Genomic DNA, 21,184 nt, shown 5'->3' with positions numbered 1-21,184 from the left:
TCCTATCCCACGCCGCGTCACTCAATATCAACCGATCCATTACACCCAAGGCTGCCTCCAAAAGCAGTCTTGAATCAGGCTACGGTCAAAAAGGGAATCCTAAGAGTCCACACCACCTAGCGCACCTGATCGAGCAGGCGCTTGCATTCCAGAAGGTCGAACAGCGCCTCCTGCAGCAAAGCACGGTTGTCGCGCGAGAGTTTCGACGTGCCCGGCTGCACCGGCCCGTCGTCGTCGGTCTTGCCGAGGCCGAAAAAGCGCCGGCTGGGTTTCACCTTGGGCTCGCCGACCAGCATCTCGTCATCGGCGCCGCGCGGTTGGGCCGCTGGCGTCAGCGGCACCGCATCGGCCTGCCGGCGTTGCGAGATCGCCTCGACGGCCGCCATGTCGCCACTGCCGATGGCGACGAGGAAATGGTTGCCGTTCTCGCGCAGCAGCTTCTGCACGCCCTTGATCGTATAACCCTGGTCGTAGAGCATGTGGCGGATGCCCTTGATCAGTTCGACATCCTGCGGCCGGTAGTAGCGGCGGCCGCCGCCGCGCTTCATCGGCTTGATCTGGTTGAAACGCGTTTCCCAGAAACGCAGCACATGCTGCGGCAGGTCGAGATCTTCTGCGACCTCACTGATGGTGCGGAAAGCATCGGGGCTCTTGTCCATGGGCGAAATCCTCACGCTGGAGCATGATCCCGAAAAGTGGGAATCGGTTTTCGGCCAAGATCACGCTCAACAAAGAGTCATTCCGATCCGGCTTGTTCTGCCGAATCGGGCCTTATATCAGCGGTTTATGAAACAATATTCAAGCCCGGCATCAAAGGTACCAACCGTTTTCAACCGGGCTTTTGAAGCGCAGGCGCTATTTGCTGCCCTTGGCCTTGCTGTTCTGGTGGGCGCGCAGGATACGGTTCTTCAGCACATTCGACGATTTGAAGGTCATCACGCGGCGCGGCAGGATCGGCACTTCCTCGCCGGTTTTCGGATTGCGCCCGATGCGCTCGTTCTTGGAGCGGACATGGAACGTCGCGAACGACGACAATTTCACCGTCTCACCGCGAACGATCGCTTCGCAAATCTCGTCCAGAACCGCTTCGACGAGCTCGGCTGATTCAGTGCGCGACAAGCCCACCTTGCGATAAACGGCTTCAGCAAGATCGGCGCGCGTAAGTGTCTTTCCCCCCATGCGAACCGTCCCCATCAGCTCAAAAACATAACTCTATACAAGCAAAGATAGAGCCTAAGTAATTGATCCGGCAAGGTCAAGGACCGAACCTGTCAGTTCGGCACTTACCAGCGAACCAAAACCGCGCCCCAGGTGAAGCCCCCGCCCATCGCCTCGATCAGCACCAGATCACCCTTCTTGATACGGCCGTCGGCGACCGCCACCGACAGAGCCAGCGGCACGGAAGCAGCCGAGGTGTTGCCGTGCAAATTAACCGTAACCACCACCTTTTGCTCTGCTATCCCGAGCTTTTTGGCTGAAGCGTCGATAATCCGCTTATTGGCCTGATGCGGCACGAACCAGTCGAGATCCTCAGCGGTGATGCCGGCAGCTGAGAACGTCGCCTCGATGACATCGGTGATCATGCCGACGGCGTGCTTGAACACTTCGCGGCCTTCCATCCTGAGATGCCCCACCGTTCCGGTGGTCGACGGTCCACCATCGACGAACAGCTTGTCCTTGTGGGCGCCGTCGGAGCGCAGGCTGGCCGCCAGCACGCCGTGGTCGGCAATGCTGCCCGCTCCCTCTCCTGCTTCCAGCACCATCGCGCCGGCGCCGTCGCCAAACAGCACGCAGGTCGAGCGGTCGCTCCAGTCGAGGATGCGCGAGAAGGTTTCCGAGCCGATCACCAGCACGCGTTTGGCCAGACCGCCGCGGATATAGAGGTCGGCGGTCGTCACGGCATAGACGAAGCCCGAGCACACCGCCTGCATGTCGAAGGCGAAGCCATGATGCATGCCGAGCCGGTTCTGGATGTCGACGGCGGTCGCCGGAAAGGTGTTGTTGGGAGTCGAGGTCGCCAGCACGATCAGGTCGATATCAGCCGGCGTCAGGCCAGCATTGTCGAGGGCTGCGCGCGCCGCCGCCTCGCCGAGCGAAGCCGTCGTCTCATCGTCGGCCGCGATATGGCGCTGGCGAATGCCGGTGCGCTGGGCGATCCATTCATCCGACGTCTCGACCATGCCTTCGAAATCGGCATTCTTCATGATGCGGCGGGGCAGCGCGGCGCCTGTGCCGCGCACGACTGATCTGATCAAGGCTCTTTCCTATTCCTCTGCGTCGGCAACGACGTCGGATTTCCGAGTTGTCTGGGCATGCGGATTGCGCGCATGGAACAGGTCGAGATCGGCTTCGATGCGATCGAGCAGATTGTTGCGTACCATGTCGTAGCCAAGCTCGATCGCCGCCGCGAAGCCGTCCGAATCGGCCCCGCCATGGCTTTTCACCACGATGCCATTCAGACCCAGGAAAACGCCGCCATTGGAGCGGCCGACATCCATCTTTTCGCGCAGGCGATCGAAGGCGCCCTTGGCGAATACATAGCCGATCCTGGCCATCAGCGTCCGGTCCATCGCGGCGCGCAGGTAACCGGCGATCTGTCGTACCGTGCCTTCCGCCGTCTTCAGCGCGATGTTGCCGGCGAATCCTTCGGTGACGACCACGTCGACCGTGCCCTTGCCGATGTCGTCGCCCTCGACGAAACCATGGTAGTTCATCGAGGCCATGTTGGCCTCGCGCAACATGCGGCCTGCTTCCTTGACCTCTTCCTGGCCCTTGATCTCCTCGACGCCAACGTTGAGCAGACCGATGCTCGGCCGTTCGATGCCGAAAACCGAGCGCGCCATGCCGGTGCCCAGAATGGCGAAATCAACCAGTTGATGCGCATCCGCGCCGATGGTGGCGCCGACGTCCAGCACCACGCTTTCGCCGCGCAGTGTCGGCCAGAGCGCCGCGATCGCCGGACGGTCGATGGTCGCCATAGTGCGAAGACAGAACCTCGACATCGCCATCAGCGCGCCGGTGTTGCCGGCCGAGATGCAGGCGTCGGCAGTACCTGCCTTGACCGCCTCGACCGCTTTCCACATCGACGACTTCCAGCGGCCATGGCGCAGCGCCTGGCTCGGCTTGTCGTCCATCCTGACTGCTATCTCACAGTGAATGAACTCGCACACTTCCGCCAGCTTGGGGAGTTTTGCGAGTTCGGGGCGCACCGCCTCCTCGCGACCATAGATGACGAAGCGGATGTCGGGACGCCGGGTCGCGACCGTCATGAGCGCCGGGATGACCACGCTTGGTCCGTGATCGCCACCCATGGCATCGATGGAAATCCTGATCACGCGGTGTTCATCTCACAGTTTGCTTGAGCGAGCGCCTGGCGCTGGCAACGGTTTTGGGGCTCGCGAAGGTTCGGCGAAAATAGCGTTTTTGGGCTGCCGCACAACCGGCTTTCTCTGATTGGGTCGGGTTTTCAGGATTTTCCCAGCAGGGAACGCAGCTTTTGCTGGAATTCGCTTTCCGCAGTCCCGGCATCGTCGGCAGCCTCCACTGAAACGCCTTGCTTGCGCGGATAGGGATCGATCGCCAACCCAAAGAACTGTTCGGCGAGCGCCCCGACATCGATCGTATTGCCGGAAAATGTTTCCGGGCTGTCCGGCCCTTCGGCATCGAGCATTATCTCGCCGCCGCCCTCGAAACCCTGCCGCCCGAGCTTGGACTGCTCCGGCAGGAACAGTCCGTCGACCGCCTCGTCGATATGCGCCTCGACCGGGTCGAGGGTGACGATGCAGGCCTGGGTGATATCGGCCTCGACGCGGCCGCTGACCTTGACGCCGTTGCGCTTCCATGGCGTCACCAGCAGTTCGGCACGGTAGTTCTCGACCGAGAGCAAATCGTGCTCGCCCGCCAGCGCGGCGCGCTGCGCGGCGTCGGCCTCGATCACCACCGGCAGTCCCTTTTGCGGCAGCCGAGCGACATTGGCCACGAAGGACACGGGGCTCTGGGAATCGGCGCGTTTCATCTTTTCCTTAGATAGTCTTGGGGACGGGGAATGCCACCGTGCCGGAAACAATCGATTTTGTCGGCTGTTCCGCGAGTCGCCTGGAGACATCGGCGAGGTAGCCGGCCAGATGCGTTGCTTGTGGCCAGGTGCCGGCATCTGGCCTGACATTGCGGGCAAGGGCGGCGATGAGTGCATCATGGTCGTCTCGTTCCAGCGCATCGTCATAGGCGGCGGTCCGGCCATAGAACATCTTCGCCAGTTTCTTCATGCGCTTCGGCACGCCGACGTCGCCGATGCCCAGTTCCCGCAGCGAATGCTCGACATCCATGAAGAATTCGTCGATCAGCACCTGCGCGACCTCCCCGGCAACACCGCCCTCGCCGCGCAGCCGGTGCTGAAACAGGAACATGTGCAGCGACAGCATCTCGAAGCGGCCAAGCGGCGTGTCCGGTACATTCCAGTCGGAATAAAACACGGTTTGCCGCGCCGCTGCCACGATTTGTGCGTAAAGCGCCTCGGTGATAGCGCGGTTGGCGTGACGTTCGCGACCAAAAAGGCGCTGGAACATTGAGGGTGGTCTCCCGGGGACCGTTTGTTGAATTGGCCTTGTTGCATCGACGAGCAAGCTGGTTTACCGGTTTTGCGGCCCAGCGCAAGTTGCGGCCAGCTAATGGAGTTGTAGTTGCGCGCGCTGAAATTCAAGTCGACTTTTCTGTCCAGGTCCGCTTTGTCCAGGTCCACGGGCGCGGTCTCGCTGCTGGTGATTGCTTCGGCGCTGTCCGCTTGCAACTCGTCGAAGATGATCGGTGATCTCAATCCGAGCGAGACGCTGACGCAAGGCTACGTCATCGACCAGCAGGCGATTGACCTGGTGCCGGTCGGCTCAAGCCGGGAACAGGTGCTTCTGGCGCTCGGCACCCCGTCGACGAAGGCGACTTTCGACAACGAGGCCTTCTACTACATCTCACAGACGCGCAAGCGTTACGTCGCCTTCGACAAGCCAAGGCTGGTCGACCAGAAGGTGCTGGCCGTCTATTTCGGCGAGGACGGGCGCGTTACCCAGATCGCCAATTACGGCTTGAAGGACGGCAAGGTGTTCGACTTCATCTCGCGGACCACGCCGACCGGCGGCAAGGACCAGAACTTCCTCAGCCAGATCATCAACGGCGCCAGCAAGCTGGCGCCCGGCCTCCCAGGTGGTGGCGGCAGCTCGCTCAGCGGCACCTGATCCATCCCGACAGAATCGGCTTCTCATCCTTTCCCTTTGCTTCCCTGGAAGCAGACCGAAAACCCGCGAGAGCGATCCTGCGGGTTTTTGTTTTGAGACAGCAGCTATTGTCGCAAGCTGCGGGCCCAAGACGACTTGAACGCGTCGACCCGTCACGGGCGTCAATGCCCTATGCTGGACGTCCAAAACGGAAGAACCCGCGGGATCGCTCCCGCGGGTTCGGTTCTGGATTTCGGGCCCGGAAGGGCCGAGCGGCCTCAGCCGTGCGCGAGCACGGCCAGCAGCAGCAGGGCGACGATGTTGGTGATCTTGATCGCCGGGTTGACTGCCGGGCCGGCGGTGTCCTTGTAGGGATCGCCGACCGTGTCGCCGGTCACCGAAGCCTTGTGCGCCTCGGAACCTTTGAGGTGCTTGACGCCGTTCTTGTCGGTGAAGCCATCCTCGAACGATTTTTTCGCGTTGTCCCAGGCGCCGCCACCAGAGGTCATCGAGATGGCGACGAACAGGCCGTTGACGATGACGCCGAGCAGCGAAGCGCCAAGCGCTGCAAAGGCGGACGCCTTCGAGCCCGAGATCAGCAGCACGCCGAAATACACGACCAGCGGCGCCAGCACCGGCAGCAGCGAGGGAATGATCATTTCCCGGATCGCCGCCTTGGTCAGAAGGTCGACCGCACGCGCATAGTTCGGCTTCGACGTGCCGGCCATGATGCCCGGATCCTCGCGGAACTGCTTGCGCACCTCCTCGACGATGGCGCCCGCCGCACGGCCGACAGCCGTCATGGCGATGCCGCCGAACAGATACGGGATCAGACCGCCGAAGATCAGACCGGCGACGACGTAAGGGTTGGAGAGGTCGAAAGAAACTTCGCCCATGCCCTGGAAGTAAGGATATTTGTCGCTATTGGCGGCAAAGAACTTCAGGTCGTTGGAGTAGGCCGCAAACAGCACCAGCGCGCCGAGACCGGCTGAACCGATGGCGTAACCTTTGGTCACCGCCTTGGTGGTGTTGCCGACCGCGTCGAGCGCATCGGTGGATTGGCGCACTTCCTTGGGCAAGCCGGCCATTTCGGCAATGCCGCCGGCATTGTCGGTGACCGGGCCGAAGGCGTCGAGCGCAACGATCATGCCGGCAAGGCCGAGCATCGTTGTGACTGCGATCGCCGTGCCGTAGAGGCCGGCGAGCTGGTAGGTCGAAATGATGCCGCCGACGATGACGATTGCCGGAAGTGCCGTCGATTCCAGCGAGACCGCAAGACCCTGGATGACGTTGGTGCCGTGACCGGTGACCGAAGCCTGGGCGATGGAGTTCACCGGGCGCTTGTCGGTGCCGGTGTAGTATTCGGTGATCACCACGATGAGGCCGGTCACCGCGAGACCGACCAGGCCGCAGATGAACAGGTTCGTGCCGGTGATGGTCATGCCGGCGACTGTGCCGATCTCGCCCCAGCCCAGCGTTGCCGAGGTGGCGATGCCGAGGCCGACGATCGACAGCAGGCCGGTGACGATCAGGCCCTTATAGAGCGCGCCCATGATCGAGCCGTTGGAGCCGAGCTTGACGAAGAAAGTGCCGACAATGGAGGTCAGGATGCAGGCACCGCAGATGGCCAGCGGATAGAGCATCGTGGCACTGAGAACGGCGGTGCCGCCGAAGAAGATGGCGGCGAGGACCATGGTGGCAACCACGGTCACCGCATAGGTCTCGAACAGGTCGGCGGCCATGCCGGCGCAGTCGCCGACATTGTCACCGACATTGTCGGCGATGGTGGCCGGATTGCGCGGATCGTCTTCGGGAATGCCGGCTTCGACCTTGCCGACCAGATCGCCGCCGACGTCAGCGCCCTTGGTGAAGATGCCGCCGCCGAGACGGGCGAAGATCGAGATCAGCGAAGCGCCGAAGCCGAGCGAAACCAGCGAGTCGATGACGACACGGTCGTTGGGCTGGAGGCCCATGAATTGGGTGAGGATCAGGTAGTAGATCGAGACGCCGAGCAGGGCCAGGCCAGCGACAAGCATGCCGGTGATGGCGCCCGACTTGAAGGCGATCTCGAGGCCGGCAGCGAGGCTGTTGGAAGCCGCCTGCGCGGTGCGGACATTGGCGCGCACCGAGACGTGCATGCCGATGAAGCCGGCAGCGCCCGACAGAACGGCGCCGATCAGGAAGCCGATGGCGGCGGTGATCGAAAGCAGCCACCAGGCGAGCAGCAGGACCACGACGCCGACGATGGCGATGGTGGTGTACTGGCGCGCCAGATAGGCCTGCGCGCCTTCGCGGATGGCCGCGGAAATTTCCTGCATGCGTGCATTGCCCTGATCGGCCGCGAGGACCGAACGTGTCGCCCAGATGGCGTAAAGGACTGAAAGCAGACCGCAGGCGATGACAGCCGAAATTATGGTCATTGCCGGATTTTCCTCGCTTGATGACCCAAAAGAACCCCTCCCTGGGCCGTTGAGACGGGGAGCGGATTCCGCGCGCGGAATCCGCTCCCTTCGTACCGGCTTATGCGAAACAGGGTTGCGAACGTCAAGATATTGTTCGGTTTTTGCCCGGCTTTCGCCCAAAAGCCACGGCTTTCGCCCAAAAGCAATGGGCGGCATCACGCTCGCCAGCGCCGCCGTCCCATAAGATCGATTGAAATCGGCTGGCGGTCGTCAGCCTTTGCACCGACCGCCGTCCGGCTGGACGACTAAGATCAGCAGACGGGCACCCACGGTCGAGGTGACGCTCGATCACCCGGCGCGAACCTGATCAGGCGTAGCAAGAAAGTTGCGATAGACGGCGCTCGTCCTGCTTTGCAAACACTGACGGGGTAGCCTATCTTCAAGGTCGAACTGGAGTTGACTCATGAAGTTCAAGGCGATCATTCACGAAGCCGAAGAAGGTGGCTACTGGGCCGAAGTGCCGGCAATTCCCGGCTGCGCGACCCAGGGTGAAACCTTGGACGAACTTGTCGAGAACTTGCGTGAAGCGATCGAAGGCTGCCTCTCGGTAGAGCCGCTATCTTTCACCTCAGAACCCGGCCGGGTCATGGAAATCGCTGTTTGAAGTCTGTTTCCGGCAAGGAGCTTGCACGCGCCATCGAGCGGCAAGGCTGGAAACTCTTGCGTGTCGCCGGCAGTCATCACATCTACGGCAAGGAAGGCAGCATCGTGCGTCTTTCAATTCCGATTCACGGCAACAGCCCGCTCAAAACAGGGCTCTTGCGACATCTCTTGGCGCTGGCCGAGATGAGCCAACGCGACATCTGAGTTTGGCGACTACGCCGTCTCCCGCCCCATGCGGCGCGCGGTGTAGCGCTCGATCGCCGACAGCCCGTCATAGATCAGCACGGCAAGGGCGGCAACGATCAGGCCGCCCTGCAGGACGAAGGCGAGGTTGTTCGACAACAGACCGGCGATGATCACCTCGCCCAGCGTCCTGGCCGCCACGGTCGAGCCGATCGTCGCGGTGGCGAGGCTGATGACCACTGACAGCCGGATACCGCCGAGAATGATCGGCGCGCTGAGCGGCAGCTCGACCCTAACCAGCCTTTGCCAGCCGGTCATGCCGGCGCCGCGCGCCGCCTCGACCACGTTTGCCGGCAGCGTCGTCAGTCCGGTCAGCGCGTTCTCGAAGATCGGCAGCAGGCCGTAGAGAAACAGCGCGATCAGCGTCGGCTTCTCGCCGAAGCCGACCGCCGGCACGGCAAGCGCCAGCACGGCCACCGGCGGAAATGTCTGGCCGATATTGACCAGGCTGCGCGACAGCGGCAGGAATTCGACGCCGGCCTGCCTGGTGACCAGGATGGCAAGCGCCACGGCAACGATGGTCGCCGCCACCGTCGCGATCAGCACGGTCCTCAGATGCAGGAGCGTCAAGGTCAAAAGGCTGCCCTGATTGTAGATCGCCGGCGCGTTGTTCTCGGTCAGCGGCTTCAGCAGCGGCTCGAACCAGCCGGGATTGGTCACGAAAGCAATGAGCAACACCACCAGGACAAGCCTGAGCAGCGACGGAAGCCAGGCTTTTACACCGGCATTCTTCATGCCGGCCTCGCGGCGCGTTTCACCAGCCCGTCCACCGTCACGCGGCCGAGCGGCTTGCCGTCGGCACCTTTCACTGGCAGCGCCGGGCGTCCTGACCAGAGGAGTTCGGCCAGCGCATCGCGCTGGCTGGCGTCGTCGGGGATAGCCTCGCCTTCGGCGGTGCCCTTCTCGACCGCGTCGCGGACGCGGCCAAGCGACAGCAGCCTGAACGGTTTTTCGCTGGCGCCGACCAGGGTCTCGACGAAAGCGCTGGCCGGCTTCGCCAGGATCTCGGCGGGCTTGGCATATTGCACCAGCTTGCCGGCATCCATCACCGCGATCTTGTCGCCCATATGCACCGCCTCCTCCATGTCATGGGTGACGAGGATGATGGTGGTGCCAAAGCGCTTCTGGATCGCCAGGAGATCCTCCTGCGCCTTGTTGCGGATGATCGGGTCGAGGGCGCCGAACGGCTCGTCCATCAACAGCACGTTCGGCTCCGCGGCAAGCGCGCGGGCGACGCCGACGCGCTGCTGCTGGCCGCCGGAGAGTTCGTGCGGATAGCGTGGCCCGAACGCTTGGGGATCGAGTTGGTAGAGCGTCATCAACTCGTCGACACGACTCTTGATGCGGGCCGCGTCCCAGCCGAGCAGCACCGGCACGGTGGCGATATTCTGCGCCACCGTGCGATGCGGAAACAGCCCATGGCCCTGGATGGCGTAGCCGATGCTGCGGCGCAGCTGGTAGCCGGGCAGCGAGCGGTTGTCGGCGCCGTCGAGCCTGATCACGCCCGCGGTCGGCTCGATCAGCCGGTTGATCATGCGAAGCAGCGTCGTCTTGCCAGAGCCTGAGGTGCCGACAATGACGGCGATGGTGCGCGGCTCGATCACCATCGACACGTCGTCAACTACCGCTGTGGCGTCGTAGCGCTTGGTAATGCCTTCGATCTCGATCATGCCGGTTGCGCCTCGCGTCTCCTGGTGGAGGTCATTTCGATCACCGCGTCGAGGATGATCGCGGCGGCAAAGGCCATAGCCACCGTCGGCACGGCGCCGAGCAGCACCAGGTCCATCGCCGTCTGGCCAACGCCCTGGAACACGAACACGCCGAAGCCGCCGCCGCCGATCAGCGCGGCAATGGTGGCAAGGCCGATGTTCTGGACCAGCACGATGCGGATGCCGGTGAGGATCACCGGGAAGGCCAGCGGAAATTCGACGCCGAACAGGCGCTGGCGATCGGTCATGCCCATGCCGCGTGCGGCGTCGTTGGCGGCGCGCGGCACGCCAGCAAGACCGACCACGGTGTTGGCCACCACCGGCAGCAGCGAATACAGGAACAGGGCGACGAAAGCGGGCGCGGTGCCGATGCCGCGAATGCCGAGGGAGGCTGCGCCGGGCACATGCGTTGCGACCCAGCCGAGCGGCGCGATCAAAAGGCCGAACAGCGCGATCGAGGGAATGGTCTGGATGATGTTCAGCACGTTGAGCACGCCGGCCCGCAATTTTTCGATGCGGTGGCAGAGGATGCCGAGCGGCAGGCCTGATATCACTGCTGCCGCCAGCGAGCCCAGCGCCAGCGTCACATGCTTGGAGCCTTCCGCCCAGAAACTGTCGGCACGGTTGGCATATTCCTTCAGGATCGACAGACTGTTCCAGCTTCCCGAGACCAGCAGCAGGCCGATGGCCAGAGCTGCGACGACGAGCACGCCGATCCGCCCCCATGGCGACAGGTTCAATCTCGTCAGCACATCGGCGAGCAAAAGCGTAAAGGCGAAGATGAGCAGCCAGAAACCGGAGGCCGGCGAGATGCGGGCAAAGGTGTTGCCCTCAGGCGTCAGGAAGCTGCCGGCGATACCGATCAGCAGCGCCAGTGCTGCAAGCGCGACCACACTGGCGGCCAGGCGCAGGATCAGCGGCGTCTTCAACAGCGCGATGAGCGCCGCGGCGACGACGATCGCCAGCAGCAGCGGGCCTGCCGCCGCAGGCAGAGCCTCGAGGATCGAGCGTGCCTCGCCGGGTACGATGCGGTTTGCGCGAAAAGTGGCGAACGGCGCCGCGAAGGCGGCATAGGCAGCGATCGCGGCGATGACCACGCCGAGCTTGTCGAACCGGACGGTCATGACGCACGCCTGTGCGAAACGACGTACGCTGGGGGAGATGCGGCTACGGGATTGAGACCTTGGCGCGCGGCGCCCCCCTCTGGCCTGCCGGCCATCTCCCCCTCAAGGCGGGAGATTGGCAGCGTCAGCGCCGGTACACACCTTGCACCGCTGAAAGGTGGCGAAAGCCGTCGGGACATCCGATCTCCCCCCTTGAGGGGGAGATGGCCGGCAGGCCGGAGGGGGGCGCCGCGCACCGATGTCACGATTTCAGGAACGGCCTACTTCAAAAACCCGTTCTGCTTCAAAAAGTCTTCGGCGACGCCCTTGACCGGCTCGCCGCCGACCTGCACGCGGCCGTTCAACTCCTGCAGGGTGACGAGGTCGAGCTTGGCGAAGACCGGCTTCAGCAGCGTCTCGATTTCGGGATGCTCCTTCAGCACCGCCTCGCGGATGATCGGCGCCGGCTGGTAGACCGGCTGTACGCCCTTGTCGTCTTCGAGCACGACCAGACCGGACGGCGCGATGCCGCCATCGGTGCCGTAGACCATGGCGGCGTTAGCGCCGTTGGTCTGGTTCGCCGCAGCAGCGATGGTCGCTGCCGTGTCGCCGCCGGACAGCGTGATCAGCTGGTCCGGCTTAAGCGTGAAGCCATAGGTGGTCTGGAAAGCCGGCAGGGCGGCAGCCGAATTGACGAATTCGGCCGAGGCCGCCAGCACCACCTGGCCGCCGCCGGAGACATATTTGCCGAAGTCGGACAACCTCGCCAGCTTGTTGGTCTCGGCGACGTCCTTGCGCAGCGCAATCGCCCAGGTGTTATTGGCCGGCGACGGCGATAGCCAGACGATCTTGTTGGCGTCGTAGTCGAGCTTCTTGGCCATTTCATAGCCCTTGGCGGCGTCCTTCCACACGGGATCGTCGGCCTTTTCGAAGAAGAAGGCGGCATTGCCGGTGTATTCCGGGTAGATGTCGATCTCGCCGGCGGTGATCGCCTTGCGCACCACAGGAGTGCCGCCGAGCTGGATGCGATCGGTGGTCTGGATGTTGTTGGCGTTCAGCACCAGCTGGATGATGTTGCCGAGCACGCCGCCTTCGGTGTCGATCTTCGACGACACGACCACCTGAGCGCTCGCCGAGGCTGCGGTGATGCCGAGCGCCAGAGCCGCGCCGGCCAGAACCTTGACTGAAAACATTTCACAAATCCCTTGCTGAGAACCGGATTACGGCTGCCGCATATGAGCATGGCTTCAATGCCCCGTCGGGGCACACGGTTTCATAAGAAGGGGGATGGGGGCAATAATTTTGTTCGGATGCGGGTGAATCCGCTGCTGTCTGATCCCGACAGCGTCATGTCACTACAGCGCCGCGCGTCCGCTCGGACGCACAAACGACGCTTTAGCACTTTTGATTTTGCGCATGATCCTTTCCGAGCCTTCGGTTCGGGATCATGCGCTGGTCGGCCGCGCACTCGTCATTTTTAATACGCCCAGAGCCACGAAGCACAGCACCGCCACCGGGAAGATGATCCAGTTCAGCATCTCCCAACCCCAGGCATTGTAGACCGCGCCCGACATCAGCGAGGCGAAGGCGACGGAGCCGAATAGGACAAAGTCGTGAAAACCCTGGACCTTGCCCTTTTCGGATGGCCGGTAGCTGTCGGCGACCATGGCGGTGGCGCCGATGAAGCCGAAATTCCAGCCAAGGCCGAGCAGGATCAGCGCCGTCCAGAACTGCCACAGCGCCAGGCCCGACAGCGCCACCACGGCGCAGCCGATCAGCAGCACAAGTCCGGTTGCGACAATCCGTTCAGCGCCGAAGCGATAGATCAGCGAGCCGGTGAAGAAGCTCGGCGCGAACATCGCCATGACATGCCAGGAAATGCCGAGCGTGGCGTCGTCCGTCGACAGGCCGCAGCCGACCATGGCGAGCGGTGCGCCGGTCATAACGAAGCTCATCAGCGCATAGCTGCCGACGGCACAAAACAGCGCTGCCACGAAGCGCGGCCTAGTCACGATCTCCGCGAGCGGCCGCGCGTCGCTGTCGGCGATTTCCGCTTTGCCCGTCGCCTTGGCAGGGATGCGCAGGAGCGACAGGATGGCGGCGCCGACCGCCGCCAGCACCAGGATGGACGCAAACGAGCCGGCAAACATCACCGGCGCAAACAATTCGCGAGTGAAGATGACGATTTGCGGCCCGAGTATAGCGGTGACGATGCCGCCGGCCAGGACGAAGGAGATGGCGCGCGCCTTGAATTCAGACGGCGCGTTGTCGGCGGCGGCGAAGCGGAATTGCTGGACGAAGGCACCGCCGATGCCGATCACCAGCAGGCCGAAGGCAAACAGCCAAAAGCTGGCCTGAAACAGCGCCAGCGTGGCAATCAGACCACCGAGCGCAGTGACGATCGTGCCGGTCATGAAGCCGTCGCGCTGGCCGAGCCGGCGGATGATGGCTGCTGCCGGCAGGGCGCCGAGCGCCACGCCGACGTTGAAGCCGGTGATCGGTGCGGTCGCCAGCGACTTGTCGGAGCCGAGCAGATAATGTCCGGCCAACCCACCCACGGAAATGGCTATCGGTGCGGCGGAACCGATGATCGCCTGCGAAGCGGCAAGGATGAGCGCCGTGCGGCGCGCTTCCCTGCCAGCCTCGGCGATAGCGACGGCCGTCATGAAGCGTCCTTGCCGCGGCCCTCGCCGCGCACCCGGCGCGACACGCGATCGAGCACCGCGTTGACCAGCTTCGGCTCGTCTTCTTCGTAAAACGCCTTGGCGATATCGACATATTCCGAAACGATGACAGCCACCGGTACGTCCTCTCGCTTCATCAGTTCGTAGACGCCGGCGCGCAATATGGCGCGCAGCGTCGAATCGAGCCTGGACAGCGGCCAGTCCTCGGTCAACGCCTGGCGGATGATCGGATCGATGGTCTTCTGGTTCTCGACGACGCCGGCGAGGATGGCGCGAAACCATTGTGCGTCGGCTTCGCGATAGAGCGCCCCGTCGACTTCCTTGCCGAGCCTGAACGCCTCGTATTCGGCGGTGATCTCGAAGACGCCGCTGCCGGCCACATCCATCTGGTAGAGCGCCTGCACGGCGGCCAGACGGGCAGCACCGCGCTTGTTGGCGTGGCGCACCGCGGGCTGGCCGGGTGATGCGGGATCGCTCACGATCGCTCCCCCAACTGTTGCTTGAGGGCAATCATGGTCAGCGCCGCACGCGCGGCAAAGCCGCCCTTGTCGCCTTCCGAACGCCTGGCCCGCGTCCACGCCTGCTCGTCATTTTCGGTGGTGAGGATGCCGTTGCCGATGCAGACCGCTTCCTGCACGGACAGGTCCATCAGGGCACGGCTGGATTCATTGGCGACGATATCGAAATGATAGGTGTCACCGCGCACGACGGTGCCGAGGGCGACAAAACCATCATAGCTCGGCCCGCCTTCGGCGGCGCCGTCGAGCGCGAAGGAAATCACCGCGGGAATTTCGAGTGAGCCCGGAACGGTAACGACATCGTATGTCGCGCCCGCTTCGTCGAGCGCGCTTGTCGCGCCTTCGAGCAGCGCGTCGGCAAGATCGTCATGGAAGCGTGCCTCGATTACAAGAAGGTGAGCCTTCTTCTTCGGGCGAATGAACGCTTTGCCGTGTTGGGATGTGCCAGCCATAGATGTCTCCGGGGATCGCCGGTGACTTAGGCCGAAGCGGCCGCGTTCGCAAGCTTTGTCAGAGGGTCGGACTGCGTCTAATTTCCAAGGGCGGCTCAAAGCCCCTCTTTCGCCGCCTCCATCAGGCGGGCAGCGTAGCGGGCCATGGTGTCGACCTCGAGGTTGACGCGGTCGCCGACGTCACGCTCAACCCAGGTGGTCACCGTCAGCGAGTGATGGATCAGCAGCACGTCGAAGCGGGTGCCTTCCACCTTGTTGACGGTGAGCGAGGTGCCATCGAGCGCGACGGAGCCCTTGGGTGCGATGAATTTGGCCAGGTCGCGCGGCGCTTCCAGCGTGAAGCGCACGGCGTCGCCCTCCTCCTTGCACGTCACGATCTCGGCCGTGCCGTCGACATGGCCTGAAACAATGTGGCCACCGAGTTCGTCGCCGATCTTCAGCGCCCGCTCCAGATTGATCCTGGTGCCAGATTTCCAGCCCATCGCCGTCGTCAGCCTGAGTGCCTCTTCCCAGGCCTCGACCTCGAACCAGCGCGCATTGGCACCGCTTTCCGGCAGCGCCGTCACCGTCAGGCAGACGCCGCCGCAGGAAATCGAAGCACCAATGGCGATCGTCTGCGGGTCATAGGCGGTGTCGATGCGCAAGCCGACGCCCTCTCTCAGCGGCTTCACGGCAGCGACGGTGCCAACATCGGTGACAATCCCGGTAAACATCAGACTCTGTCTTTCAGTTTGACCATGATCTTGTCCAAAAACCGGTTCCCACTTTTTGGGATCATGGTCTTATCCATTCCGCGTAACTGTCTTCGCCGAAACGCATGTCGCGCAATTTGCGAAATCCTGCAGGGATATGGTCGGCGTCGACGGGCGATGCAATGCCGCCCTTGCCTATCGGCTCCTGCCCCTGGAACAGCACGATGCGGTCGACCAGTCCTTCGGCGAGGAAGGCCTTGGCCACCTTGGCGCCGCCCTCGACCAGCACGCTGGCCATGCCGAGCGCCGCCAAATCCTCGAGCAGTTCCGGCAGCGCAATATCGCCTTCATACGTCTCGGTGCCGATGAACCGCACGCCGGCGCGTTCGAGCGCGGCCCGCCGGTGCGGGTCGGCTTCGGCGCAGGCGGCGACATAGAGCGGAACCCGGTCGACGCCGGCGACCAGTTTCGACGTTTCCGGCAGCCTGATCTGGCGGTCGAGCACGATGCGCGCCGGCGAACGGTTTTCCAGCCCCGGCAACCGCACTGTCAGCGCCGGATCGTCCTCCAGCGCCGTGCCGATGCCGATCAAAATGCCGTCGGCTTCGGCCCGCATCAGATAGACTTCGCGCCGGGCAATGTCGCCGGTGATCGAGACCTGTCCCTCGCCTTCCATGCCGATCTTGCCGTCGCTGGAAAGCGCAAGTTTCAGCATCACTTCCGGACGTTTTTTCAGAGATCGAATGAGATAGCCAGCCATCTGCTCGGCGGCTTCTGCCGCGAGCACCCTTTCGACAACCTCGACACCGGCGGCACGCAAGATCGCATAGCCGTTGCCGAACACGCGTGGATCGGGGTCGCTCACAGCCCCAACCACCCGCGTGACGCCGGCATTGAGCAGTGCATTGGCGCAAGGCGGCGTGCGGCCATGGTGGGCGCAGGGCTCCAGTGTGACATAGGCGGTGGCGCCGCGTGCGAGCTCGCCGGCCTCGGCCAGCGCCTCGGTCTCAGCATGCGGCCGGCCGCCGACAGCGGTGACACCGGTACCGACGATCATCGGCCCGGTGCCGTCGTCACGCACGATCAGCGTGCCGACCGAAGGGTTGGTCGCGGTCCGCCCGGCATTTTTCCGCGACAGCCTGAGTGCCGCCGCCATGAAGCGGCGATCAAGAACCTCTTGTTCGGCTTGGCTGGGCGTTGCCATGCTCAGCCGGCGTCCTCTTCCTTGAGCTCGTCACCTTTAAGCTCGCCCAGCACGTCGTGGAAATCCTTGGCCTCGCGGAAATTGCGATAGACCGAAGCGAACCGGACATAAGCGACGTCGTCGAGCGATTTCAGCGCCTCCATCACCAGGCGGCCGACCTCGCCTGAGGCGACCTCGGTCTCGCCCGAACTTTCGAGCTGGCGCACGATGCCAGTCACCGCGCGGTCGATGCGCTCGGGATCGACATTGCGCTTGCGCACCGCGATCTCGACCGAGCGCAGCAGCTTGTCACGGTCGAACGGCACCTTGCGCCCGGACTTCTTCACCACCACGAGGTCGCGCAACTGCACACGTTCGAAGGTGGTGAAGCGGCCGCCGCAATCGGGGCAGACACGCCGCCTGCGGATCGCTGCGCCATCTTCGGCGGGGCGCGAATCCTTCACCTGCGTATCTTCGGACTGGCAGTAGGGACAGCGCATGGACAGCCTTGTGTTCGCGATTCTCGTGGAGCGAAAGGCTTAGAGGTTTTTGCCGCGATGGCAAAGTATGGGAGATGGCCTCTCGCGCCTCAGAAATAGCGAGGTGCGAGAAAAATTGCCAGCATCATACCAGACGGCAACACCGGCCGATTACGGCGCGACGTCACCGGTCGGGAACCCACATGACACGCCGAGGCTGCGATAGGCCTTGGTGAAGCCGTCCATCGATACGGTCGCGACCGGAATGTCGGCGAAGCTGACATCGAGTGCGCTGGCGCGGCGCATGGCACGCAGCAGCGCCAGGCTGATCTCGGGCTTGTTGTTCAACATCCATTTTCCGCCGGCACCGGCCATGGTATCGACGGTGGCCTTGACCTTGCCGTTGCTGTCGCCGAACACCGCCGGAATATTCTCGCCGGTCGGCAAGTCCTTGTTCTTCATGGCGATGACAAGGGTCGGATAGCCAGAGGGCGGCAGTGCATCGCCGTTCGAGATCGCGAGCGTGAGAGTGCCGCTGGCACCGCTCGCGTCGAGAAAGGCGGTCGAGGCAACGCAGGTCTTACGCAGATCCTCGCCGGTATCGATCTCGTCCACAGTGGTGGACCACTTGCCGAAGGTTTCCGTCTTCGGTGTGGCTGGGGTGGGCGCAGATTGTGCCAAAGCGGACAGCGGCGAGGTGGTCAATGTGACCAACACGCCAAGCGCGGCAAAGCCAGCGACACGGAAAATCTGCATCATCGTCAAGGCTCCTGTCCGGACTCCGTCTCCACTGAAACGGTGCTTCTCATACGGCCGATAAGGGTGACCTTGCGTGAGCTCAACCGAGAAAGGGATAGAGCGGAAAACGATCGGTCAGCGCGGCCACCTTCGCCTTCACCGCTGCCTCGACGGCTGCATTGCCCTCGTCGGAATTCGCGGCCTTGAGCCCGTCCAGCACTTCGGCGATCAGCTTGCCGATCTCGCGGAACTCGGCCTGGCCGAAACCGCGCGTGGTGCCGGCCGGCGTGCCGAGCCGCACGCCCGAGGTGACGAACGGCTTTTCGGGATCGAAAGGGATCCCGTTCTTGTTGCAGGTGATGTTGGCGCGGCCAAGCGCTGCCTCGGCGCGTTTGCCGGTGGCGTTCTTGGGCCTGAGGTCGACCAGCATCAGATGGTTGTCGGTGCCGCCGGAGACGATGTCGAGACCGGTTTCCCGCAGACTGGAAGCCAGCGCCTTGGCATTGGCGGCAACACTCTCGGCATAGAGTTTGAAGCTCGGCTTCAGCGCTTCGCCGAAGGCCACAGCCTTGGCGGCGATGACATGCATCAGCGGCCCGCCCTGCAGGCCCGGAAACACGGCCGAGTTCATCTTCTTGGCGATGTCCTCGTCGTTGCACAGGATCATGCCGCCACGCGGGCCGCGCAGCGACTTGTGCGTGGTGGTGGTGACCACATGGGCATATGGCAGCGGCGACGGATGCACCCCACCGGCGACCAAGCCGGCGATGTGCGCCATGTCAACCATCAGATAGGCGCCGATCGAGTCGGCGATCTCGCGAAAGCGCTTCCAGTCCCAGACGCGCGAATAGGCGGTGCCGCCGGCCAGGATCAGCTTCGGCTTGGTCTCATGGGCGGTCTTCTCGATCGCATCCATGTCGAGCAGATGATCGTCCCTGCGCACGCCGTAGGAAACGACTTTGAACCATTTGCCGCTCATGTTGACCGGCGAACCGTGCGTCAGGTGGCCACCGGAATTGAGGTCGAGGCCCATGAAGGTGTCGCCGGGCTGCAGCAGCGCCAGGAACACCGCCTGGTTCATCTGGCTGCCGGAATTCGGCTGGACGTTGGCGAAGTTGCAGCCGAAGAGTTTTTTGGCGCGCTCGATAGCCAGTTCCTCGGCCACGTCGACAAACTGGCAGCCGCCATAGTAGCGCTTGCCCGGATAGCCCTCGGCGTATTTGTTGGTCATGATCGAGCCCTGCGCTTCCAGCACGGCGCGGGAGACGATGTTTTCCGATGCGATAAGCTCGATCTCGTGGCGCTGGCGGCCGAGTTCGTTGCGGATCGCGCCGAAAATCTCCGGATCGGCATCGGCAAGCGTGGTTTCGAAGAAGGATTCGAATTTGTTCGACACTGCCGCTGCTGTTGCCATGCTTGAGATCCTTGTCGTCCGGGGGGTCTGCCGCGCCATTAACACAGTTGCTTTCGCCCCGCCACGTTTGCAGCGCGAAATTTGCTGGCCGGATTGCGGCAACAAGCCGAAGAGCCCACCTATTCCTCGCCTGTCGACCCTTCAGCAAGGCCTCGCGACGCCACTAGGGCCAGCAGAGGACTTTCACCTCCAAGTCATTGACCGGCTACCACCCCGGCCGAACGGTGCTTGCGCACCACGCGCCATGCCATCAAAAAAGGCCGCCTCGATCGCGGCCTTTCATCAATTCAATAACCATCAGTCGCTTAGAGCGCGGAGGTGATCTGCAGCTCGTTGGCTCCGTCGAGCCCGTAGATGTCGTCGCGGAACTGCACGACGCCAGGCCCCGTCGACCAGGCCGAGATGTAGAGGAAATAGACCGGCACCGGATTGGTGACCTGCACCGGGATGTTCTCGCCGCTCTTGATCGCCGACTCGAAATACTGGCGGTTCCAGCCCGGCGTGTCGCGCAGGATCCAGGTGACGAGGTCGCGCACGTTCTGAACGCGCACGCAGCCCGAGGAATCGAACCGCATCATCTTGCCGAACAGGCTTTGCTGCGGCGTGTCGTGCATGTAGACGCCGTCCGGGCTCGGAAAATTGATCTTGACCGAGGCCATCGCATTGCCGGCGCCCGGATCCTGGCGAAAGCGGTATTTCTCCGCGTCGTCGGTCGACCAGTCGACGGTCAGCGGATCGACCTCGCTGCCGTCCGGTGCGAACAGGCGGATGTTGCTGTCTTTGAGGTAGTTGGGGTCCTTCCGCATCAGCGGAATGATGTCCTTGCGCACGATCGATACCGGCGCGTTCCAGTAGGGATTGACGATGATCTCGTTGATCTTGGAATCGACGATCGGGGTCTGGCGGTCGATCTTGCCGACAACGGCTGTGTGGCGGAGCACCACGCGGTCGTTCTCGACCGCCTCGATCTGGGCGCCCGGGATGTCGACCAGCACATAACGGTTGCCCAGCGTGCCGGCGCGTTCGTTCAGCCGCTGCAGATTGGTCTGCAACTGGCCAAGCCGGACCTGCGCCGAAACATTCATCGCCGCATAGGTATATTGGCCCAAGGTCCCGTCGGAAGGCAGGCCATGGCGCGCCTGGAAGCGCTTGACCGCCGCATCGACATAGGAATCGAAGGCCTCTGACAGGCCGGCGCTCTGCGCCAGGTCGCCCGAAATCATCAAGCGCCTGCGCAATGGCACCACGTCGGGGTCGACAACGCCGAGCTGCAATTTCTTGGTGTCCGGAACCCGCTCCCAGCCGCCCTGCGCAACGATATTCTGATACTGCGCTATCGCCTGCTCGGTGTACGCAACGGTCTGCAGGCTGACGATCGGCAGCGTCGAGGCCACCTTGCCGCCTTGGCTGGCGCGGGCATCGAACTGGTCGTTCCAGTTGCCGCGGCCCGAGGATTTCAGGATATCCGCGATCACATCCTGCGCGCTGGCGCCACCGGCAACCATCGTCGCGGCCAACGCGGAGGCTCCGGAAAGGAAGAAACGGCGACTGGTTCTCATGTACGCTCCAGACATTCCTGTAACAGTTTTTCACCGGGCGATGCCACCCGCACTCTAGGGTTGGCGTCCTTAACAATTAGCCAACCATGGCCCCTATCACTTCGATGTGAGAACGCGCCGAGCGCGACGCGCGTTCAGGGA

23 protein-coding genes are annotated in these 21,184 nt (G+C 63.2%); 3 read left to right on the top strand and 20 right to left on the bottom strand.

Going from position 1 to position 21,184, the window contains the following annotated elements; translation table 11 throughout:
- Nucleotides 1-116: 116 nt before the first annotated feature.
- The 6 genes from AC0L25_RS26450 to AC0L25_RS26425 all read right to left on the bottom strand — a co-directional run bounded on the left by AC0L25_RS26450 (nucleotide 117) and on the right by AC0L25_RS26425 (nucleotide 4,565).
- Entirely contained in the window at nucleotides 117-659 is a 543-nt protein-coding gene (locus AC0L25_RS26450; protein ID WP_123147533.1) for a MerR family transcriptional regulator, read from the bottom strand.
- Between the two features lie 196 nt (nucleotides 660-855).
- On the bottom strand, nucleotides 856-1,179 hold the full coding sequence (locus AC0L25_RS26445; RefSeq protein WP_095485783.1) for an integration host factor subunit alpha: 324 nt from the start codon (nucleotides 1,177-1,179) through the stop codon (nucleotides 856-858).
- A gap of 104 nt (nucleotides 1,180-1,283) precedes the next feature.
- The gene (locus AC0L25_RS26440) at nucleotides 1,284-2,255 is read right to left on the bottom strand and encodes a beta-ketoacyl-ACP synthase III (RefSeq protein ID WP_473598206.1); all 972 of its coding nucleotides are present in this window, start codon (nucleotides 2,253-2,255) and stop codon (nucleotides 1,284-1,286) included.
- A gap of 9 nt (nucleotides 2,256-2,264) precedes the next feature.
- Nucleotides 2,265-3,335: a phosphate acyltransferase PlsX gene (gene plsX / locus AC0L25_RS26435; RefSeq protein WP_473598205.1), complete on the bottom strand. Its 1,071-nt coding sequence runs from the start codon at nucleotides 3,333-3,335 to the stop codon at nucleotides 2,265-2,267.
- A 131-nt stretch (nucleotides 3,336-3,466) separates the two neighbouring features.
- Complete coding sequence (locus tag AC0L25_RS26430) at nucleotides 3,467-4,015, bottom strand: YceD family protein (RefSeq protein ID WP_473598204.1); 549 nt, start codon at nucleotides 4,013-4,015, stop codon at nucleotides 3,467-3,469.
- 7 nt (nucleotides 4,016-4,022) lie between these two features.
- Nucleotides 4,023-4,565, bottom strand: a complete 543-nt coding sequence (locus AC0L25_RS26425; RefSeq protein ID WP_473598203.1) for a ubiquinol-cytochrome C chaperone family protein — start codon at nucleotides 4,563-4,565, stop codon at nucleotides 4,023-4,025.
- 114 nt (nucleotides 4,566-4,679) lie between these two features.
- Here AC0L25_RS26425 and AC0L25_RS26420 point away from each other — a divergent pair, with 114 nt between their 5' ends.
- Nucleotides 4,680-5,225, top strand: a complete 546-nt coding sequence (locus tag AC0L25_RS26420) for an outer membrane protein assembly factor BamE (RefSeq protein WP_473598202.1) — start codon at nucleotides 4,680-4,682, stop codon at nucleotides 5,223-5,225.
- A gap of 257 nt (nucleotides 5,226-5,482) precedes the next feature.
- Here AC0L25_RS26420 and AC0L25_RS26415 read toward each other — a convergent pair whose 3' ends face one another.
- Nucleotides 5,483-7,624 carry a sodium-translocating pyrophosphatase gene (locus AC0L25_RS26415; protein WP_473598201.1) on the bottom strand — a complete coding sequence of 714 codons (2,142 nt, stop codon included), beginning with the start codon at nucleotides 7,622-7,624 and terminating at the stop codon, nucleotides 5,483-5,485.
- A 445-nt stretch (nucleotides 7,625-8,069) separates the two neighbouring features.
- Between AC0L25_RS26415 and AC0L25_RS26410 the strand changes: the two genes are divergently transcribed.
- Both AC0L25_RS26410 and AC0L25_RS26405 read left to right on the top strand, forming a co-directional pair.
- Nucleotides 8,070-8,270, top strand: a complete 201-nt coding sequence (locus AC0L25_RS26410) for a type II toxin-antitoxin system HicB family antitoxin (RefSeq protein ID WP_023798395.1) — start codon at nucleotides 8,070-8,072, stop codon at nucleotides 8,268-8,270.
- Entirely contained in the window at nucleotides 8,267-8,473 is a 207-nt protein-coding gene (locus AC0L25_RS26405) for a type II toxin-antitoxin system HicA family toxin (protein WP_473598200.1), read from the top strand. Before AC0L25_RS26410 ends, AC0L25_RS26405 begins: the two co-directional genes overlap by 4 nt.
- Nucleotides 8,474-8,482: 9 nt before the next feature.
- On the opposite strand, the gene AC0L25_RS26400 is transcribed toward AC0L25_RS26405, so the two are convergent.
- The 13 genes from AC0L25_RS26400 to AC0L25_RS26340 form a co-directional block, all read right to left on the bottom strand.
- Nucleotides 8,483-9,247 (bottom strand): ABC transporter permease, encoded by a 765-nt coding sequence (locus AC0L25_RS26400; RefSeq protein WP_473598199.1) that lies wholly within the window; start codon nucleotides 9,245-9,247, stop codon nucleotides 8,483-8,485.
- Nucleotides 9,244-10,182, bottom strand: coding sequence for an ABC transporter ATP-binding protein (locus AC0L25_RS26395; protein ID WP_473598198.1), 939 nt, complete (start codon nucleotides 10,180-10,182; stop codon nucleotides 9,244-9,246). The genes AC0L25_RS26400 and AC0L25_RS26395 overlap by 4 nt, the downstream gene beginning before the upstream one ends.
- Complete coding sequence (locus tag AC0L25_RS26390; protein ID WP_473598197.1) at nucleotides 10,179-11,345, bottom strand: ABC transporter permease; 1,167 nt, start codon at nucleotides 11,343-11,345, stop codon at nucleotides 10,179-10,181. Before AC0L25_RS26390 ends, AC0L25_RS26395 begins: the two co-directional genes overlap by 4 nt.
- Nucleotides 11,346-11,605: 260 nt before the next feature.
- A complete protein-coding gene (gene osmF, locus AC0L25_RS26385; protein ID WP_473598196.1) occupies nucleotides 11,606-12,517 on the bottom strand; it encodes a glycine betaine ABC transporter substrate-binding protein OsmF in 912 nt (303 codons plus the stop codon).
- 252 nt (nucleotides 12,518-12,769) lie between these two features.
- Nucleotides 12,770-13,990, bottom strand: coding sequence for an MFS transporter (locus AC0L25_RS26380; protein WP_473598195.1), 1,221 nt, complete (start codon nucleotides 13,988-13,990; stop codon nucleotides 12,770-12,772).
- Nucleotides 13,987-14,487, bottom strand: a complete 501-nt coding sequence (gene nusB, locus AC0L25_RS26375; RefSeq protein ID WP_023759899.1) for a transcription antitermination factor NusB — start codon at nucleotides 14,485-14,487, stop codon at nucleotides 13,987-13,989. Before nusB ends, AC0L25_RS26380 begins: the two co-directional genes overlap by 4 nt.
- Nucleotides 14,484-14,978, bottom strand: coding sequence for a 6,7-dimethyl-8-ribityllumazine synthase (ribH, locus tag AC0L25_RS26370; RefSeq protein ID WP_123147542.1), 495 nt, complete (start codon nucleotides 14,976-14,978; stop codon nucleotides 14,484-14,486). Before ribH ends, nusB begins: the two co-directional genes overlap by 4 nt.
- Before the next feature lie 95 nt (nucleotides 14,979-15,073).
- A complete protein-coding gene (locus tag AC0L25_RS26365) occupies nucleotides 15,074-15,691 on the bottom strand; it encodes a riboflavin synthase (RefSeq protein ID WP_473598194.1) in 618 nt (205 codons plus the stop codon).
- 61 nt (nucleotides 15,692-15,752) lie between these two features.
- Nucleotides 15,753-16,874: a bifunctional diaminohydroxyphosphoribosylaminopyrimidine deaminase/5-amino-6-(5-phosphoribosylamino)uracil reductase RibD gene (ribD, locus tag AC0L25_RS26360; protein WP_473598193.1), complete on the bottom strand. Its 1,122-nt coding sequence runs from the start codon at nucleotides 16,872-16,874 to the stop codon at nucleotides 15,753-15,755.
- 2 nt (nucleotides 16,875-16,876) lie between these two features.
- Entirely contained in the window at nucleotides 16,877-17,353 is a 477-nt protein-coding gene (nrdR, locus tag AC0L25_RS26355) for a transcriptional regulator NrdR (RefSeq protein WP_023798407.1), read from the bottom strand.
- A gap of 150 nt (nucleotides 17,354-17,503) precedes the next feature.
- Nucleotides 17,504-18,088, bottom strand: coding sequence for an invasion associated locus B family protein (locus AC0L25_RS26350; RefSeq protein WP_473598207.1), 585 nt, complete (start codon nucleotides 18,086-18,088; stop codon nucleotides 17,504-17,506).
- Nucleotides 18,089-18,170: 82 nt separating this feature from the next.
- On the bottom strand, nucleotides 18,171-19,484 hold the full coding sequence (gene glyA / locus AC0L25_RS26345) for a serine hydroxymethyltransferase (protein ID WP_473598192.1): 1,314 nt from the start codon (nucleotides 19,482-19,484) through the stop codon (nucleotides 18,171-18,173).
- A 305-nt stretch (nucleotides 19,485-19,789) separates the two neighbouring features.
- Nucleotides 19,790-21,043, bottom strand: a complete 1,254-nt coding sequence (locus tag AC0L25_RS26340) for a L,D-transpeptidase family protein (protein WP_473598191.1) — start codon at nucleotides 21,041-21,043, stop codon at nucleotides 19,790-19,792.
- Nucleotides 21,044-21,184: the final 141 nt, after the last annotated feature.

The sequence above is a fragment of the Mesorhizobium sp. WSM4813 genome (assembly GCF_055811555.1).
This window is presented reverse-complemented; position numbering and strand designations above follow the sequence as displayed.